The organism is Corallococcus carmarthensis, from assembly GCF_003611695.1.
GTDB classification, from domain to species: domain Bacteria; phylum Myxococcota; class Myxococcia; order Myxococcales; family Myxococcaceae; genus Corallococcus; species Corallococcus carmarthensis.
The window spans coordinates 1-17887 of sequence record NZ_RAWE01000208.1 but is presented as its reverse complement, the minus strand read 5'-3'; the positions used below and the strand labels follow the sequence as shown (position 1 = coordinate 17887).

At 70.7% G+C, this 17887-nt stretch carries 18 protein-coding genes; 12 read left to right on the top strand and 6 right to left on the bottom strand.

Annotated elements, in window-relative coordinates; translation table 11 throughout:
• The first annotated feature begins 167 nt into the window (after nt 1–167).
• From D7X32_RS35585 to hpf, 6 genes are all read left to right on the top strand, one after another.
• Nucleotides 168–1607 carry a hypothetical protein gene (locus D7X32_RS35585; RefSeq protein ID WP_120607008.1) on the top strand — a complete coding sequence of 480 codons (1440 nt, stop codon included), beginning with the start codon at nt 168–170 and terminating at the stop codon, nt 1605–1607.
• Nucleotides 1608–1658: 51 nt separating this feature from the next.
• Entirely contained in the window at nt 1659–2483 is an 825-nt protein-coding gene (locus D7X32_RS35580) for a GIN domain-containing protein (protein ID WP_158625818.1), read from the top strand.
• Nucleotides 2484–2535: 52 nt separating this feature from the next.
• Complete coding sequence (locus tag D7X32_RS35575) at nt 2536–3543, top strand: zinc-dependent alcohol dehydrogenase family protein (RefSeq protein WP_120607006.1); 1008 nt, start codon at nt 2536–2538, stop codon at nt 3541–3543.
• 95 nt (nt 3544–3638) lie between these two features.
• The gene (locus D7X32_RS35570; RefSeq protein ID WP_120607011.1) at nt 3639–4265 is read left to right on the top strand and encodes a DUF1360 domain-containing protein; all 627 of its coding nucleotides are present in this window, start codon (nt 3639–3641) and stop codon (nt 4263–4265) included.
• 157 nt (nt 4266–4422) lie between these two features.
• Nucleotides 4423–5859, top strand: coding sequence for a S41 family peptidase (locus tag D7X32_RS35565; protein WP_120607005.1), 1437 nt, complete (start codon nt 4423–4425; stop codon nt 5857–5859).
• A 157-nt stretch (nt 5860–6016) separates the two neighbouring features.
• Nucleotides 6017–6352 carry a ribosome hibernation-promoting factor, HPF/YfiA family gene (gene hpf, locus D7X32_RS35560; RefSeq protein WP_120607004.1) on the top strand — a complete coding sequence of 112 codons (336 nt, stop codon included), beginning with the start codon at nt 6017–6019 and terminating at the stop codon, nt 6350–6352.
• A gap of 6 nt (nt 6353–6358) precedes the next feature.
• Here the strand turns inward: hpf and D7X32_RS35555 are convergent, their stop codons facing one another.
• Both D7X32_RS35555 and D7X32_RS35550 read right to left on the bottom strand, forming a co-directional pair.
• Nucleotides 6359–7492: a putative porin gene (locus D7X32_RS35555; protein WP_120607003.1), complete on the bottom strand. Its 1134-nt coding sequence runs from the start codon at nt 7490–7492 to the stop codon at nt 6359–6361.
• A complete protein-coding gene (locus tag D7X32_RS35550) occupies nt 7489–8385 on the bottom strand; it encodes an SMP-30/gluconolactonase/LRE family protein (RefSeq protein WP_120607010.1) in 897 nt (298 codons plus the stop codon). The genes D7X32_RS35555 and D7X32_RS35550 overlap by 4 nt, the downstream gene beginning before the upstream one ends.
• Before the next feature lie 137 nt (nt 8386–8522).
• Between D7X32_RS35550 and D7X32_RS35545 the strand changes: the two genes are divergently transcribed.
• The 6 genes from D7X32_RS35545 (at nt 8523) to D7X32_RS35520 (ending at nt 13404) form a co-directional block, all read left to right on the top strand.
• Nucleotides 8523–9122, top strand: coding sequence for a thioredoxin domain-containing protein (locus D7X32_RS35545; protein WP_120607002.1), 600 nt, complete (start codon nt 8523–8525; stop codon nt 9120–9122).
• A 155-nt stretch (nt 9123–9277) separates the two neighbouring features.
• Nucleotides 9278–10363: an aldo/keto reductase gene (locus D7X32_RS35540; protein WP_120607001.1), complete on the top strand. Its 1086-nt coding sequence runs from the start codon at nt 9278–9280 to the stop codon at nt 10361–10363.
• A gap of 219 nt (nt 10364–10582) precedes the next feature.
• A complete protein-coding gene (locus D7X32_RS35535) occupies nt 10583–12151 on the top strand; it encodes an AgmX/PglI C-terminal domain-containing protein (protein ID WP_147450397.1) in 1569 nt (522 codons plus the stop codon).
• 73 nt (nt 12152–12224) lie between these two features.
• The gene (locus D7X32_RS35530; RefSeq protein ID WP_120606999.1) at nt 12225–12575 is read left to right on the top strand and encodes an ArsR/SmtB family transcription factor; all 351 of its coding nucleotides are present in this window, start codon (nt 12225–12227) and stop codon (nt 12573–12575) included.
• Complete coding sequence (locus D7X32_RS35525) at nt 12572–13066, top strand: SRPBCC family protein (protein ID WP_120606998.1); 495 nt, start codon at nt 12572–12574, stop codon at nt 13064–13066. Before D7X32_RS35530 ends, D7X32_RS35525 begins: the two co-directional genes overlap by 4 nt.
• Nucleotides 13067–13074: 8 nt before the next feature.
• Nucleotides 13075–13404, top strand: a complete 330-nt coding sequence (locus D7X32_RS35520) for a hypothetical protein (protein WP_120606997.1) — start codon at nt 13075–13077, stop codon at nt 13402–13404.
• Here D7X32_RS35520 and pdxA read toward each other — a convergent pair.
• The 4 genes from pdxA to D7X32_RS35500 all read right to left on the bottom strand — a co-directional run bounded on the left by pdxA (nt 13316) and on the right by D7X32_RS35500 (nt 17609).
• Nucleotides 13316–14377: a 4-hydroxythreonine-4-phosphate dehydrogenase PdxA gene (pdxA, locus tag D7X32_RS35515; protein ID WP_244239365.1), complete on the bottom strand. Its 1062-nt coding sequence runs from the start codon at nt 14375–14377 to the stop codon at nt 13316–13318. The genes D7X32_RS35520 and pdxA overlap by 89 nt on opposite strands.
• Complete coding sequence (locus D7X32_RS35510) at nt 14374–15366, bottom strand: peptidylprolyl isomerase (RefSeq protein WP_279635642.1); 993 nt, start codon at nt 15364–15366, stop codon at nt 14374–14376. Before D7X32_RS35510 ends, pdxA begins: the two co-directional genes overlap by 4 nt.
• A 41-nt stretch (nt 15367–15407) precedes the next feature.
• The gene (locus D7X32_RS35505) at nt 15408–16415 is read right to left on the bottom strand and encodes a peptidylprolyl isomerase (RefSeq protein ID WP_120606995.1); all 1008 of its coding nucleotides are present in this window, start codon (nt 16413–16415) and stop codon (nt 15408–15410) included.
• A 174-nt stretch (nt 16416–16589) separates the two neighbouring features.
• Nucleotides 16590–17609: an alpha/beta hydrolase gene (locus D7X32_RS35500; RefSeq protein WP_120606994.1), complete on the bottom strand. Its 1020-nt coding sequence runs from the start codon at nt 17607–17609 to the stop codon at nt 16590–16592.
• Nucleotides 17610–17887: the final 278 nt, after the last annotated feature.

The following is a 17887-nucleotide window of genomic DNA, read 5'->3' as shown; positions in this document are numbered from 1 at the left end:
GGGGGAGGGGACGGGCGCATGGGAAAAGCGTAGCGGCCAGGAGCCCCGGACACCGGGCTTCGTGAGGGGGGAAGACGGGCAGGTGACAGTTCTGGAGTGGGGCGGTGTTCCCTTCGCCGCGAGGGGCGAGGACGCCCCGTTCGAATCCCTTCAGGAAGGTCCAGGCGATGAAGCGCAAGGTCGCGGTGTGTGTCGGCGTGATGGTGGCGGTGTCGGCGGGAGCGGCCGGCGCCGAGGAGCGGACCGAAGGAACCGCCGTGTCGGAGCCGGGCTCCGCGCTCGTGCGGGAAGCACCGGCCCCGGATGCGGATCAGCCCCCCACGGTCGTCGCGATCCCGGTCTCGGCGCTGTCTCCCGCGCCCCTCGTGGAGGCCGCGACGGGCGGTGAGCCTGCCCAGCCCGCCGCCGTGGCCCAGCAGCGCTCGGACACGGAGGAGATCCACGTCCCGGTGGTGCTGATGGCCATGCCGCACGTGAGCACCGCGGGCACGGCCACGGAGCGGCTCGTCACGACGTTCGCGTTGGGTGCGCTCGGGACGCATGCGAAGCGGGTGGACGGCATCGCCCTGTCGCTGGGGGCGAACTGGGTGGGCCAGGAGCTGTCCGGCGCGCAGCTCGCGCTGGGGGCCAACGTGGTGCGCGGCACCGCTTCCGGTGCGCAGTTCGCCGTGGGCGGCAACGTCGTCACGGGCGACCTGGAGGGCATCCAGGCCGCGGTGGGTCTCAACGTCGCGAAGGGCACGGCGGCGGCGGGCCAGTTCGCCGTGGGCGGGAACGTGGCGGGCGGCGCGCTGTCCGGCGGCCAGTTCTCCGTGGGCGCGAACATCGCGGGCTCGGGCGGCGTGGGGGGCCAGTTCACGGTGGGCGCGAACATCGCGACGGGACCGCTCAAGGGCGTCCAGGCCGCTGTGGGCGCCAACATCGCGCCGTCACTGTCGGGCCTCCAGGCGTCCTCGGGTTTCAACTACGCGGGCCGGATGGAGGGCGCGCAGCTGTCGCTCCTCAACGTAGGCGGGGACGTGTCCGGCGCGCAGGTGGGGTTGATCAACGTCGCGGGGAAGGTGGACGGCCTCCAGCTGGGATTGATCAACGTGGCGCGCGAATCCCAGGGCGAAGCGCTGGGACTTCTCAGCTTCATCGGCAATGGCCAGGCCCATGTGCAGGCGTGGGCCAGTGACATCGCGTACACGAACGTCGCGGTGAAGTTCGGCGGACGGCACTTCCACACGCTGCTGACCCTGGGCTTCAACCCGGGCACGGAGACACACCGCCGCCGCTACGTGGGCGGACTGGGCTTTGGCGCGCACATCCCCGCGGGGCCATTGTTCTTCGACCTGGACGTCATTGGCAGCAGCGTTCACACCGACGACCTCTTCCGCGATGGCGACGGCCTGAACGTGCTGGGACAGTTGCGGCTGGTGGCGGGCTGGCAGGTGGCGAAGCGGTTCGCGCTCATCGGCGGCGTCACCGGCAACACGCTCGTGACCTGGGACAACGGGGACCGTTGGGAGGAGCTGGGCATCGGGCCGGAGTGGCGCAGCGTCGCTGATGGAGGCCGCACCACCGTGCGCGTGTGGCCGGGCGTGTTGCTGGGCGTGCAGCTCTAACGCGGCATTCGATTCGAAGTCCGGGAGGGAATCATGTGGAACCGTTTGGGGATGGCCGTGTTCGCAGCGGGGATGGTGTCCGGCTGCTACTTCACCGATGAGATTCAGGGCGACGGCAACACCGTCACCGAATCGCGCGTGGCGACCGACTTCCTCACCGTGGAGAACCGGGGCTCGCTGGAGGTGGTGGTGCGCGAGGGCGACGCGCCGGACGTGAAGGTCACGCTCGATGAGAACCTCCAGCACCGCGTGCGCACCTTCGTGTCGCCCGGCAACACGCTGGTCATCGAGACGGACGGCTCGTTCGCACCCCGGGGCACGGCGCGGGTGGAGGTCCACGTGCCGCGCATGCTGGGCGCGACGCAGGATGGCTCCGGTTCGCTGCGCGTGGAGGGCTTCGAGCACGTGAAGGAGGACGTGAAGCTGGTGGCCAAGGGCTCCGGCTCGCTGAGCTTCTGCGGCGGCGTGCACACCCTGGATGCGAAGCTCAGCGGCTCCGGCGACATGGAGCTGTGCGCGGCCGGCGAAGGCCTGGCGGAGTGGGTGGACCTGTCGCAGTCCGGCTCCGGAAAACTGAAGTGGGAGGGGGCCGCGAAGCAGGTGCGCGCCCGCACGGATGGCTCCGGCTTCATGACGCTCGCGGGAGTCACCAACCGGCTCGATGCCTGGCTGGACGGCAGCGGTGGCATCGGGGCCTCGGGCCTCCGGGCCGTGGACGTGAACCTCACGTCGAGGGGCTCGGGAACCCTGTCCGCGTACGTGGATGGGGGCGGGGCGAGCATCCTGCTCGACTCGTCCGGCAACGTGGACCTGTACGGCCATGCGCTGTCCACGCAGGTGCGGGTCACCGGCAGCGGCCGGGTCAACTGGCACTGAATAGCTTGTCTTCGACACCCGTGAACGGCACGGGTGGGGAGGCAGGCGGGCCATGGCAGGGACCATGCGGGCGATGGTGCTCGACGCACCTGGACAGCGCCTGCGGCTGGAACAGCGGCCCATCCCGGAGCCCGGGCCGGAGCAGGTGCTGTTGAAGGTGCGGGCCTGCGCGGTGTGCCGCACCGACCTGCACGTGGTGGATGGAGAGCTGACGCGCCCGAAGCTGCCGCTGGTGCCGGGCCACGAAATCGTGGCCACGGTGGTGGCGGCGGGCGTGCGGGTGGAGGGCTTCGTCCCCGGGCTGCGCGTGGGCGTGCCGTGGCTGGGCTGGAGCTGCGGGCAGTGCCGCTTCTGCCGCTCCGGGCGGGAGAACCTCTGCGACACGGCGCGCTTCACCGGCTACGACATCGACGGGGGCTTCGCGGAGTACACCGTCGCGGACGCGCGCTTCTGCTTCCCGCTGCCGCCGTCGTACCGCGACATGGAGGCCGCGCCGCTGATGTGCGCGGGGCTCATCGGCTTCCGCAGCCTGCGCATGGCGGGGGAGGGCCAGCGGCTGGGGCTGTATGGCTTTGGCGCCGCCGCGCACATCCTCATCCAGGTGGCCCGGCATCAAGGGCGCAGCGTGTATGCCTTCACGCGCGAGGGCGACGCGAAGGGCCAGGCGTTCGCGCGCGAGCTGGGCGCGGTCTGGGCGGGAGGCTCGGACACGCCGCCGCCGGAGCCGCTGGACGCGGCCATCCTCTTCGCCCCCGTGGGTGCGTTGGTGCCCGCCGCGCTGAAGGCCGTGGACAAGGGCGGGGTGGTGGTGTGCGGCGGCATCCACATGAGTGACATCCCGTCCTTCCCCTATTCCGTGCTGTGGGAGGAGCGGCAGGTGCGCTCGGTGGCGAACCTCACGCGCCAGGACGCGATGGACTTCCTGGCGTTGGCGCCACGCGTGCCCGTGCGCACGGAGGTCCAGGTGTTTCCCCTGTCCGCAGCGAACGAGGCGCTCCAGGCCCTGCGTGAAGGCCGCGTGCGCGGAGCCGCGGTCCTGGACATGGCGGCGGCGGAGTAGGGCCGCGCTGGAGCGAGTGCCCGCGCGCCTGGCTGCCCGGATGCTTGGAGCCAGGGGGGATGCACAGCTTTCGCGGCACGGAGGCTGTGCACCCCATGAAAGCGCTTCAGGAGACGGGACCGTTCGCCGGCTATGACTCGGAACATCATCCGCTGGGCTCGTACGCGGCGCTCATCGGGACGTTCGGCACGTCGCTGGCCGGCTTCCTGGGATGGATGAACGCCTCCGGGCGGCGGCTGCCGGAGCGGCTGGGGTGGAAGGACCTGGCGCTGTTCGGCGTCGCGACGCACGCGGTGACCCGGCTGGTGTCCCTGGACCGGGTCTTCGGTGTGCTGCGCGCGCCCTTCACGCGCTACGAGTCCGACAGCACCGCGGGCGAGGTGGTGGAGAAGGCGCGCGGCGAAGGCCCCCGGCGTGCATTGGGCGAGCTGCTGGACTGCCCCTTCTGCCTGACGCCGTGGGTCGCCTCGGGCTTCATGGTGGCTTCGACGGTGCGCCCTCGCGAGACGCGCTTCGTGGCCTCCGTCTTCGCGCTCAGCGCGGCGTCCTTCTTCCTGCACCGGGCCTACGAATGGGTGGGCGAGGGGCTGCACCGCACCCGCGCGCAGGCGAGCCTCCTGGAGAAGGAACCGCAGAAGGAGTCCGACGCGGGCGTGCAGCTCCCCGGCCGAGGGCCGCAGGTCGTCGAGCCCGGCCGCGCCCCCATCCCGTCTCCGAGCTGATGGGGCTGACCGCCATCGCGTCCCGCCTCGCGAGCGTCCCGCACGCGCCGGACGCCCTCGATGACGCCCACGGCTTCTTCGCGTGAAGCCGTTTCACCGTGAGTCGCTGACGCACACGAGCAGGCAATGACGCCGCGGACCGTGCCGTAATGGAGGCATGTCCCTTCCCCTGCTTGTGGGAGCCCTGCTGACGGCGGCGGCTCCTCACACACCCGAGGCTTCCGCGTCGCGAGGGCCCTATCTGGATCAGCGGACCACCGGCGCCGCGTACTGCTACGACCCGGAGAGCCCCGTGCTGAGCGAGGCCTTCCGCCGCCCGAAGCCCACGCCCGAGACGCGCGTGGACGGCGCCGCGTTGGCGGAGGACGTGCGCTTCCTGCACCAGCTGCTGCGCACCACGTACTCCGGCTGGCCGGAGCTGCTCGCGCACCGCACGTTTGATCCGGATGCCTTCTTCACGGACTGGAGCGCGAAGGTGGCCGCGTCCGGGACCACCGTGTCCTTCCAGGACGGCGTGCTCGCGCCGACCCTCGCCATCCGCGAGGCGCTGACGGACAACCACTTCGGTCCATCCGGACTCTTGAGCCTGCTGCGCGAGGATCCACGGCTCGCCTTCCGTGAGTACCAGGCTGATGCGCCTCCGGGACTCAAGCTGGAGTCCTGCGACGCGAACACCGTGACGGGTGCGCAGGGGGACACGCTGCGGTGGGCGCCGGTGCTGAAGCCGGACGGTTCCAGAGGACAGCGGCTCACCGTGTCCGCGAGAGGTGCGGGCGATGCGCGGACGCTCCGGTGCGGCGACACGTCACTGCCGCTCCAGGTCCGGCCCCCGCGTCCGGCCCGCCAGTTCGCGCCGAAGGACATCTACACGTACGAGCCGAAGGGCGACGTGGGCATCATCACCATTCGCCGCTTCTCCGGCCCGCCGGAAGCGGAGGCCGGGCTGCGCCAGTTCGTCGCGGACGCGCCGAAGCACCGCAAGCACAAGCTGCTGGTGTTCGACCTGCGCGGCAACAGCGGTGGCGACGACGGCTACGTGTACGAGTGGCTGGACGCGATGGTGCGCGGGCCGTGGTTCTCTTCCGGCGAGGTGTGGATGCACGGCGCCTTCTACCCGTGCTTCGAATGGAACTCGCGCGTGCAGCGGCAGGCGATGGATGGCCGGCTGGACACACCGGAGGCGAAGGCGGAGCGTGAGGCCCTCCGCGCGAAGTGGCCCGCGACGCCGGAGCCCTCGCGCCCCGTGTTCGACAGCGGCCGTGTGGAAGGTCACGCGAAGACGCCCTTCACGGGGCGCATCGTGGTGCTCGTGGACCGCGACTCCGCGTCGTCGGGAGAGAGCGGAGCGTACGCCCTGCACCAGGCGACCGGCGCCCCGATGGTGGGCGAGCGGACGGGAGGCTTCCTCACCTACGGCAACGCCCCCAGCTTCGTCCTGCCGCGCACGGGTTTCGCGTGGGTGGTGCCCACCAAGCGCAATTATTTCGCTGAACCCGTGGAGGGCGTGGGACACGCGGTGCAGGTGTACCTGGACGCGGAGGACATGGCGCGCCCCGTCGCGGAGCTGCTGCCCCGCCTGCGCAAGCTGCCGTGAGTCAACGTGCCCCACGCACCGGGGCGCGCGTCCCATCGTGCCCCGTCACGGTGGGGCCGTTATAGGTGTTTCAGTGGGCTCCAGCGGTTGGCAGGGCCCATGCAATGCCTTGAATCCACACCGGCTCCAGAGCACGGAGCCCTACCCGAGGCGGACGATGAAGCGCGCACTGCGAATCACCTACCGGGGCATGGAGACGAGCGACACCCTCAACGAGCACATCCGCGACCAGGCGGACAAGCTGGAGCAGTTCTTCGACGGCATCACCGGCTGCAACGTGGTGGTGGAGGAACCGCACCGCCACCACGCGCAAGGGCATCACTTCCACGTCCGCGTGGAGCTGCACGTGCCGGGCAGGGACATCATCGCGGATCGCGAACCGGCGGAGTCGGCGACCCACGCGGATGCCTACACGGCCGTCACGGACGCCTTCGAGGCCGCGAGGCGCCAGCTGCAACACCACGCGGACCGCCAGCACGCGCACCACCGCTGACGCGGCTCAGTGCAGGCTGACGGTGGTGCGCAGGAGCGCCAGGTACGTCCAGTCGCGCGTGGGCTCTTCCACGGGCGGGGTGTCGTAGTGGTTCACGTAGCCCGCGGCGCCCACGCCCAGGAAGCTCGTCACCCACCAGCGCAGGGACACCGCGCCGCCCGTGGCGCCACCGGGCTCCACGTCCGCGGCGCCACGTCCCAGCCACAGCCGCTCCATGCGCGCGGCCACCTCCAGTGAGCCGGAGGGGATGCCCTCCGAGCCCACGCCCGCGAGCGCCTGGGGCCACTGCGCGCCTTCGCGCGGCTTGCCCGTGAGCACCCAGGACGCCTCCACGCCCAGGCCCTGGCTGCGCAACAGCGGCAGGGATTCACGCGGCGTGGCCGGGTTGCCGTCCGTGTCGCGCGAGCGGTGCTCCCACGCGGCCGCCGCCTGCACGTCCACGCGCACGGGTCCCGCGTCCAGCCGGCCATGCGCCTCCGTCACGGTGCGATAGCCGGACACGGGTGGCGGCCGGTAGAAGAGGAAGCCCTGCGGCAGCCGTCCGCCGATGCCGGGCCGGTCGAACGCGTCCTCCACGTGCGCGCCCGCGCCCAGGCGCAGGCCGCCGTGGCGCACGTCCAGACGCGCGTCCACGGAGGGCTGCGCGTTGTCATTGCCCAGCGGGCTGCCGGAGCCGTTGCCCAGGCGCAGCCAGCCTTCCAGGGGCAGGGACGCGGGCATCCACTGCGCCTCCACGCCCAGGTCGCGGCGGGGCCAGAACGCCTGCGTCACCAGCGACAGCTCCGGAATGGGGAGCGTCTCGATGCTCTGGTCGCGCGCGGTGGGGAACAGCGGCGTCTTCGCGTAACCCAATGACAGACGCACGCCGGTGATGACGAACAGGTCCACGTACGCGTCGACGATGGCGGGCTTCTCCTGCGCCCACTCCGCGGTGCCCACGGCGGCGAGCCAGGGCACGGGCTCGCCACGAGCGCCCAACCGGAAGCGCGCCAGGTTGAAGCCGTTGTGGCCTTCGATGTCGTCGGCGTGGACGCGGTAGTCCACCTCGCCCACGAGCGTCGGGGTGATGCGGGGCGCCTGCGCGCGGGCCTCCGCCGCGGACAGCAGGGTGAGCACGAGGACGGCGAGCGAACGGATCATTCGAGCGGGATGATGCGCAGGGTGTGGTTCGTGCCGTCTTCCGGGGTGCCGTCATGGTCGGCGATGAAGAGGCGCTTGTTCTTCGCGTCGTAGGCCAGGCCGTGCGGCTGCTGGAAGCCGCCGGCCAGCACGCTGACCTCGCCCGTCTGACGGATGCTCAGCACGGTGCCGTCGCGGCTGCCGGTGAGCAGCGTGTCGTTGGGGCCCACGGCCAGCAGGTCCGGGCTGGACAGCGTGGCGAAGGGAACCAGCTGCGACGGCGCGGACAGTGGCGAGCGGTACACCTTGCCCGCGAGCTGGTCGCTGATGAAGAGCGTGTCCCCCACCGCGAGCACGCCCACGGGCTTCTGCAAAGCTCCCACGACCTCCTGCTCGGTGCCTTCCAGCGTGAGGCGGGCCACGCTGCCCACGTTCACGTTGTTGTTGCGCACGAAGTAGCCATCCAGGAGCTGGCCGTCGTCCGTGACGGTGATGCCGATGCGGCGGCGCTCCGGAGGCAGGTTGGGAATGATGGCGGAGGTGCCATCCGGCCGGACGTAGACGACGTCGCCCGCGGTGCCACCGCCGAAGCGCACCACCACCAGCGTGCCGTCCGAAAGCCGCGCGAGCGCGCCCAGGCCCGGGCCGTTCGCGGGCGCCGTGGGCAGGTCCGCCACCTTCGAGATGCCCTCGCCGTCGCGGTAGCGCAGCACGCGGTTGTTCTCGTCGTCGGCCATGTAGAGGGTCGCGCTCTCCGCGTCCCACCAGAGGCCGTTGGGGTCGCCATCCACCTCGATGGTCTTGGGACCCCGCTCGATGACGGGCTCATCCGAAGGCCCGGGATTTTCAGAGGACGACGAACACCCCACGGCGGCCAGCGTCATGCCCAGGAGGGCAGGGAAGAGGATTCGCATGAACACTTCCCTATCGCAGCAGGGCATGCGGAGGAACACGGAGATTGGACATTGACCCGGCCCTCCAGGGTGGGCGGCCGCCGGGGCGTGTGCCGGTAGCGTCACGGTGGACGGACACCTCCCAGGAGTCGTTCGGAATGAAGGGACCTTCCACCCGCGCATGGCTCGTGCTCGCGGGAGCGCTGTGGCTGGGCGGCATCGGCACGGGCGTCGCGGCGCTGGCCCGGTACTCGATGACGCCTGGAGTCGCGCCGTTGACGGCGGTGACGTGGCCGGAGGGAACGCGGCTGCCGCGTCAGGCCGGACGTCCGGTGCTGGTGATGCTCGCGCATCCGAAGTGCACCTGCACGCGGGCGAGCCTGGCGGAGCTGGCGGAGTTGATGGAGCACGGGGGCGGGCGCGCGAAGGCCTTCGTCCTGTTCCTGCGCCCGGAGGGACTGGAGGACGGCTGGGAGCAGGGCGACTTGTGGCGCACGGCCGCGAGCATCCCGGGCGTCACGGTGCTGAGCGACCCGGACGGCCTGGAGGCGAAGCGCTTCGGCGCGACGACCTCCGGGCACGTGGTGCTCTACGACGCGGACGGGCGCCTGCGCTTCAGCGGCGGCATCACGGTGGCGCGCGGACACGTGGGCGACAGTCCGGGACGCGAGGCGCTGGAGCGCGTGCTGCGCGAGGACGGCGAGGGCGGGGGCACGCCGGTGTATGGCTGCGCGTTGGAGGCGCCCCGGGAGGGCTGAGGCGCGCGGGTGTCCGCCGGAGGTCGGATGGGCACGGGAGCGTGTCTGACATTGGACGTCCCGAATGCCAGGCGGTTGGCGCGGTGGAGGCGTCTGGGATTGGCTCCGCGCTCTTTTGCAAGCCGTGCCATTTCTTTCGCGAGGAAATCCAATCCATGTCGCTCGACCATTACGTCACCCTGGGCCGCTCAGGCCTGCGCGTCAGCCCCTTCTGCCTGGGGACCATGACGTTCGGCGAGGACCTGGGCTGGGGCAGCAGCGTGGCGACGTCCAATGCCATCCTGGACCACTACATCGAGCGGGGTGGCAACTTCATCGACACGGCGAACGTGTACACGTTCGGGCACTCGGAGAAGATCATCGGGGACCACCTGGGGAAGGACCCCGCGAAGCGCGACCGGGTGGTGATCGCCACGAAGTTCTTCGGCAACCTCTTCGGGAAGGATCCGAACGGCGGCGGCGCGGGGCGCAAGTCGGTGATGGCGGCGTGTGAGGAGTCGCTGCGCCGACTGCAGACGGACTACATCGACCTGTACTGGATGCACGCCTGGGACGCGAACACGCCCATCGAGGAGACGATGCGGGCGCTGGACGACCTGGTGCGCTCGGGGAAGGTCCGCTACGTGGGCTTCTCCGACACGCCCGCGTGGAAGGTGGCGCAGGCACAGGTGACGGCCTTCTTCCGGGGCTTCGCGCCGCTGGTGGCGTTGCAGATCGAGTACTCGCTGCTGGAGCGCACGGTGGAGGGTGAGCTCATCCCGATGGCGCGGGAGCTGGGGCTGGGCGTGACGCCGTGGTCGCCGCTGCGCAGCGGGGTGTTGAGCGGCAAGTACACACGGCAGAACGCGGGCAAGCAGAAGGCGGACCGGGGCGCGTGGGCCGAGTCGTCGCTCAACGAGAAGACCTACAAGCTCATCGACGTGCTCCAGCGCGTGGCGAAGGAGCAGAACTCCACGGTGGCGCGAGTGTCGCTGGCCTGGGTGCAGGGCCGGCCGGGCGTGGCGTCCACCATCCTGGGGGCGCGCACGCTGGAGCAGCTGGACAACAACCTGGGCGCGCTGGACGTGAAGCTCACGCCCGAACAGGCGAAGGCGCTGGATGACGAATCCCAGCCCACGCTCGACTTCCCCGCGGCCTTCCTCCAGGGCGCGCCGTCCTTCATGCACGCGGGCCTGCGCGTGAACGGGGTCCAGGCTCCCCCCAGCAACCTGATGCCCAAGGCGGGCGCCCAGCGGTACTGATCAGGCCTGGGGAAACCCGGGCCCTGTCGGCACACCGGCGTACAGTGTGGAGTGCGGGGCCGTACGTTTCGGGCCTTGTTCGCGGACAAATGATCGCTGGAGCGTTCACGGCTGGACGCTCGCGGTAGCGCGAACGGGGGCCGTTCCTAACATCGGCCCCCTGGCAGTGAGTCGAGTGGTCGGGCGGTCTGGCGCGGTACGGGCGGCGGGGAGGGTGGCGTGAGCGAGCTACTGACGGGTGATGTGTCTTCGCGGGCGCAGGTGGGCGGTTCGGACTTCTCCCGCGACCCCGAGTCCTTCGATGCCGAGCTGGATGCGTGCCTGGATCGCGCGCTCGCCTCCGAGCCTTCCGAAGACGAGGACACGGTGCCGGAGTCCTTCGCGACGGGTCCCCTGCGCACGCTGCTCGACCTGGCCTCCACGGAGGAGGCCTGGATGCAGTCGCTGCCGCCTCCGTCCAACGACAACGCGGAGCCCGAGCTCACGCTGTCCGCGGAGGCCGCCAACTTCGTCATCCCGGAGTGGCTGCGCGCGGAGGAGTCCGCGTCCAGCGCTTCGCAGGATGCCTCCTGTGGCGCCGTGACGTCGTGGGACCCCGCGGCGCCGTCGCCCGCCTGGGCCATGCCCGGTTCTCCCGCCGCGGCCTATGCGCCGCAGCCGTGGATGCCGTACGCCCCCGAGGCGCCCGAGCCTCCGCCTCCCGCCATCGCCGATGCGTCCACACGCATCCTCGGCATGAGCCCCATGTCCTTCGTCAGCGCCGTGGCGATGGGCGCGCTCGCCGCGGGCCTCATCGTTGTCGCGGGCCTGCGCCTCACGTCGAAGGATGATGCGCAGGCCGCTCGGCCTGCCCCGCAGTCGCAGGCCGTGCTCGGCACCATGCCGTCGAACGCCCCGCCGCGTGCCATGGGCACGCAGGACGGCGCTCGGGGCACGCAGTCCTTCGCGGGTCCGCAGTCGGGCACGCAGAGCGCCGCGGGCACTCCGCCCTTCACGGGTGCCCAGTCCTTCTCCAGCGCGCCGGACTTCGCGCAGTCCATCGCGGGCGCCGTGAACACGCCCGCGCTGACGGATGCGCAGCGCGCCGCGCAGGCCCTCACGCCGAACGCGCCGGTCCTCGCAGGCCCCTCGAGCGCGGGCCTGACCACCGGCCTGCACACGCTGGCCCCGGACTTCACGCCGTCCACGCAGTCCGCTCCGGTGACGAAGAAGAAGGCGCCCGTGGCCCAGCGCGCGGCGACGCTCGAAGCGCCCGAGGACACCGGCGAGGTCCGCGAGATGTCCTTCGGTGGTGAGATCTCCGAGGAGGAGATGGCCCGGGCCCGTCAGGCCGCCGCCGAAGCCGAGGCCGAGGCCGCCGCGCCGCCGGAATCCGAAATCGACGAGGACTTCGCCCGCGAGCTCGGCTTCACCGACGAAGCGGAGTCCCCGGAGGCCTCCGCCTCGAAGCAGGCCCAGGAGAAGACCGTCTACATCCCGCCCGCCCCGACCTCCGAGCGCGACAGCCTCACGCCCGCGGACGTCACCAACGTGGTCGTCACCCACCAGCCCGCCGTCGCCGCCTGCGTCCAGAACTTCAAGGCCGGCACCGCGCTGGAGAACGGCGGCCGCTTCCAGATGCGCTGGTCCGTGGACACCACCGGCACCGTGTCCGGCGTGGCCATGGAGACCGAAGCCCTGAAGGGCTCCCCGCTCGCCGGCTGCATCGAGGACCAGGTGCGCGGCTGGAGGTTCCCCGTGCACCGCGTCGCCATGAACGCCCCGGTGCGCTTCCCCTTCGTCTTCTAGCCCGCCCATCAGGCAGGCCCGCCCGAAGGGGGCTGGACACGCAAGACATTCACAGATATGTATATACACGTCCATGAATGTTGACGTCTTCCAGACCCTGGCCGACCCCACGCGCCGCCGCATCGTCGAGGCGCTGAAGGGCGGCGAACTGGCGGTGAACGACCTGGTGGCGCGGGTGGACATCCAGCAGTCGGGTGTCTCCCGTCACCTGGGGATCCTCCAGGAGGCGGGCTTCGTCCAGGTCCGCCCCGAGGGCACGAAGCGGCTGTACTCGCTTCGCCCGGAGCCCTTCCAGGAACTCGATGCCTGGGTCACCGGGTATCGGAGCCTCTGGGAGGCCCGCCTCGACCGGTTCGGCCAGGCGCTAGAGCAAAGACGCAAGACACGCATGGGCACCCCCAAACCCGAGGAGGAACCCCCATGACGACCCAGACCGAAACCCCGAAGCGCAGCACCGTCACCTTCGACCGGACCTATCCGGCGACGCTCGACGAAGTGTGGGAGCTGTGGACCACGAAGGACGGCTTCGAGTCCTGGTGGGGCCCGGAGGGCTTCTCCGTGAAGGTGCACGAGCTGGACGCGCGTCCGGGCGGCCTGCTGCGCTACGACATGATCGCCAGCGCGCCCGAGCAGATCGCCTTCATGAAGCAGGCGGGCATGCCCCTCTCCAGCCCGAGCAGCCTGACGTACACGGAGCTGACGCCCCAGACGCGGCTCGGGTACCGGCACGCGGTGGACTTCATCCCCGGCGTCACGCCGTACAACGTCACCACGGTGGTGGCGTTCGAAGCGAAGGGCGACACCGTGCGCATGGTCGTGACCTCCGACGCCATGCACAGCGAGGAGTGGACGAAGCGGGCGTCCATGGGGATGGAGAGCCAGCTCAACAAGCTCACGAAGCGGTTCCAGCGCTAGATTGAGGCATGGCCGCGCGGGAGGACCCAGACCCCATCGAGTTGCACCTGTGTCACCGTTGCCTCATGCGGCTGCCGGTGGACGCAGGCGGGGTGGACCTTCCGCGCCGCGTGCGTGAAGCCCTCAAGGCCCACGGCCTGGCGGGCAAGACGCAGCTCATCCCCGCGTCCTGCCTGGGTCACTGCCCCACGGGGAAGGTCACCGTGCTCATCGTCCCCGACGCCACGGCGCGGGGCACGCACGCGAAGCTCATCGACCCGAAGGAGGACGGCGAGGACCTGGCGCGCCACCTGGACGCGCACCTGGCCCGGGGCCCGTCGAAAGCCGGGCGGCCTTGAGCAGCGCCTCCATCATGGGCACGCAGCTGGCGGTCCCCGTGCCGGCAATCGCATAGGCGGTGCCGTGGTCCGGCGACGTGCGCGGCACCGGCAGGCCCAGCGTCACGTTCACCGTGCGCTCGAAGTCCAGCGCCTTGGCCGGGATGAGTCCCTGGTCGTGGTACATGGCCAGCACCACGTCGTACTTCGCGCCCACCTCGTCGGGCCGGGCGAACAGGCCGTCCGCGGGGATGGGCCCGTGCGCATCCACCCGCTTCGACCGGGCGGCGCGGATGGCGGGGCCAATCACCTCCACCTCCTCGCGCCCCAGCATCCCGCCCTCGCCCGCATGCGGGTTGAGCCCCAGCACGGCGATGCGCGGCTTGCGCCCCACCACCGGCTGAAGGCTGCGCGACAGCAGCTGGAGCTGCGCCACCAGCTTCTCCACCGTCAGCAGCTTCGGCAGCGCGGAGATGGGGACGTGGTTCGTCGCCAGCGCGATGCGCACGCGCGGCCCGTCCATCATCATCAACACGTCCACGCCGAACGCGTCCGCCAGCACCTCCGTGTGGCCCATGAAGGGGATGCCGGCGCGCGAAATCTCTTCTTTCGACACGGGCGCGGTGCACAGCGCGTCCACCGTGCCCGCGCGCATGGCGTCGATGGCGGCGCGCACGTACGCGTACTGCGCCTTGCCGCCCTCGCGCGTGGGCTTGCCCGGCACGCGGTGCTTCTCCGCGAGGCGCGTCACCTCCACCACCGCCGGCCCCGCCGTGCGTCCCAGGTCCGCAAGGGCGACGCGCGGGAAGCGGCGGAAGAGGGGGAAGCCGTCCAGCGTGGGCCCGTCGCCGAACACCACCGGCACCAGCGCGCGGCGCACCGCGGGCTTCGCCAGCGCCAGGGCCGTCACCTCCGGCCCGATGCCCGACACGTCCCCCAGTGAGATGCCCACGCGGGGCAGCGCGTCCGCCGTGGCCACCGGGGACGGGCTCACATCTTCACTTCGACGTTGGCCTTCGAGCGCAGCTCCTGGACGTACTGGTCCAGGAACTTCTCAGTCTTGTCGTTGAGGAGCTTGGACTCCAGCTTGGGCTTCATCTCCTCGTAGGAGGCCACGGACACGTTGCGGCGCTCCTCCACCTTCAGGATGTGCCAGCCGAAGTTGGTGCGGATGGGCTCGCTCACCTCGCCCTCCTTGAGGTTGAAGGCGGCCTTCTCGAAGGCGGGCACCATCACGCCGCGCTTGAAGTAGCCCAGGTCGCCGCCGTCCGCCGCGCTGGGGCCCTCGCTGCGGGCGCGCGCCAGGGCGGAGAAGTCCATGCCCGGCCGGCGGGCCTCCTGCGCGATGCCCTCCGCCTTCTGCTTCGCGGCGGCCACCTGCTCCGGCGTGGCCTTGGCGTCCACCTGCACCAGGATGTGGCGGGCGTGCACCTCCACGTCCTCGCTCTCCATGCGCGTGTACTGCGTGTACGCGGCCTTCAGGTCCTCCTCGGTGACCTTCACCTTGGGGCCCACCTTCATGCGCAAGAGCTTGTCGCGCACCACGCGCTTGCGCAGCATGTCCTTGTAGCTGGCGAGCGTGAACCCCTCGTTCTTGAGCAGCTGCTCGAACTGGGTGATGTCGCTGACGTTGTTCTGCTTGAGCACGTCCTGCACCAGCTCATCCACCTCCGCCTCGGTGGTGGTGATGCCCAGCTGCGCGACCTCCGCCTCCATCAGCTTCTCGCCGATGAGCGTGTCCAGCGCGGTCTTCATCAGCTGCGCGCGGGCCTCGGCGCGCTTGTGCGGGTCGATTTCATTGACGCGCTGGAGCTCCGGCGCGGCGCGCTGCTGCACCTCCGACAGCGGGATGACGTCGCGGTTCACCACCGCCGCCACCTTGTCCACCAGCTCCGCGCGGGCGGACGTGCCCCCCGCCAGGAGCATCACCGCCGCCAGGAACGCCACCAGGTTCTTCATCGCAACGACCCTCTTGAACGCCATGACACCGGCCAGGCCAACCGTCTGGCCCCCGGAAAAGTCCTTCACTTCGCCGCCTGCGGCGCCGGCCGCCCGCGGATGGTCTGCAGCGTGGCCTCGTTCACCACCACCTGGGCCTTGTCGCGGAGCTCCTTCTCGAAGGCCTCCTGCGCCGCCGCCCGCTTGGCCTCCAGCAGGCGCCCCTCCACCTTCGCGCGCACCTCCACCAGCTCCCGCTTCCTGGCCGACCTGCGCTCCAGCACCTTGAACAGGTGGTAGCCGTACTCCGTGGACACCACGTCCGAAACCTGCCCCACCCCCAGCTTGAATACCACCTCGTCGAAGGCCGGCGGCATCTGTCCCCGGGGGAAGAAGCCCAGGTCGCCTCCCACCTTGGCGTCCGCGCTGAGCGAATAGCGCCGCGCGAGGTCGGAGAACTTCTTGCCCGCCTTGAGCTGCACCTGGAGCTTGCGCGCCTCGTCCAGCCCCTTCACCACCATCTGCGCCGCGTGGACCTCCTCCGGCTCCTGGAAGTCCGCCTCGTGCGCCGCGTAGTACGCGCGCAGCTCCTCCTCCGTCACCGCCACGCGCGAATAGACGTGGTGGGTGAAGAGCTTCTCGATGGTGAGCCGGCTCGCCTCCCGCGCGCGCAGCTCCGCCATGGACAGCTGCCCCTGGGCGAGCACTTCATTGAAGTTGCCCGCCGGGTAGTCACCGGACAGCCGCAGCACGCCCCGGTCCACCTCTTCGGGCGTCACGGCGATGTTGTTCTGCTTGGCGGACTGGAGCAGCAGCATCCGCTTCACCAGGGTGTCCACGAGCGCCCGCTTGAAGGGCTCCACCTCCTCGGGCGTGGGCTCCGGGCCCTCCGTGGTGGCCAGCTCCCGCGCCAGCTCCTGTTCGAAGTCCGTCCGGCTGAGCGACTCGCCGTTCACGGTGGCCACCACCGTGGGGTCCGGCCCCTCCTGGGCCTGCGGCCGGCAGCCCGTCAGCCCCAGCACTCCCAGGGCGACCCCCAGGGTGACAACGACGGACCAGGACTGGAGGGAGGCGCGGAAGGAAGCGGGACGCATGCGCGAAGGCCTCGGGGGAGGGGACGGGGGACCTTCCACGGTGGTGCCAGGCCGCCGGGCTTTCAAGCGGGACGTCACGGCCGGGATGGGAAGCGAACGGATGGGCCCATGGAGCGGCCTTCCGGGTAGCACGCCGGGCGGGCCCGGACAACCGGCGCTCCGGGAGGGGGGCGCTTAGAGCGGGGTGGCGTTGGAGGCCAGGAAGGCCTCCACCTGGGGAAAGATTTCGTCCGGCGCCTTGCGGCCCAGGATGAGGTCCGCGTGGCCGTAGTCCGCCGCGAAGCCGTGGCCGCGTCCGGCGACCAGCATCTTCACGGGGCCGCCCAGGTGCTCCTTCGCCCGGGCCACCGCCAGCGGCGGCGCGAGCAGGTCCCGGCTGCCGGCGATGAGCAGGAAGGGAATCTTCACCCCGGCGAGCGGCTCGCGGTAGTCGAAGCTCCCGTCGAACGTCGTGAACTGGCTGGTGGAGATCCACCGGGCGAACTGCCGCCCCACGCCCCCGGCCACGTCCGCCGGGACGTTGGCCAGCGCCCAGCGCACCACCTGCGGATCCATGTTGTCCGCCAGCATCATGTACCGGGTGAGCGGCCCCGGCGGCGCCCCGAAGAAGGCGATGCTGGTGACACGCCGGGTAGGGATCATCTTGAGCTTGAGCAAGGGCTCCATCCGCTGAACGAACGCCCGCAGGCCCGGCTGCACCGCGAAGGTGAAGGGGGCGCCCAGGGACACCGCCGCCTTCACCGGCGCCTGGGGGTTCTTCGCCAGGTGGGCGTAGAGCATCAGGCCGCCCTTGGAGTGGCCCACCCAGAGGACCTGTTGGGCACCCGTGGACATCACAGTGCGCAAAGCCGTTCTCACATCGTGTTCGGCCTGGTCGTCGAAGTTCCAGTCCGCGCAGGCCCCCGCCAGGCCCCGGCCGCGCAGCTCGATGACCCAGGTCTCGAACCCCGCCCGCGCCAGGTAGCGCGCCAGGCTGTACTGCTCGTTGAAGTCCATGTGGAAGCGGTTGGCTCCCAGCCCATGGCACAGGAGGACGGGCTCCGCGAACCGGCGCTCTCCCCGAGGGTGGTAGCGCCCCAGCGCGATGGCCGCCCCGTCATCCGTGGGCACCCGGTACAGCTCGTCCGGCTTGAAGCTGAGGGTCAGCAACCCCTCCTTGCTCCGCTCGACCGCCTTGTTGAAGAGGTCCGCCATCCGGCTCAACCGGGGTGCCGCTGCCTGTCGTGATGTCACGTCTTCAGTCTACGCCCGACGCCCGGACGATGCCGGAGTGTCGCTTTAGGACTTTCCCGGGACGGCAGGACAGTTGCAGGGAATGTGAGTCCATCTGGGGGAGGTCGTGGAAATGGGGCAGTGCCGGGGTTTCAGGGAAGTATTGTCGTCCTTCATCGCCACAGTTTTTCCCACAGACACACTGCTGGGAGCCTTGAAGGTGATGGAACGGCATCACGTGCAGGTGGTGGGGGTGGTGG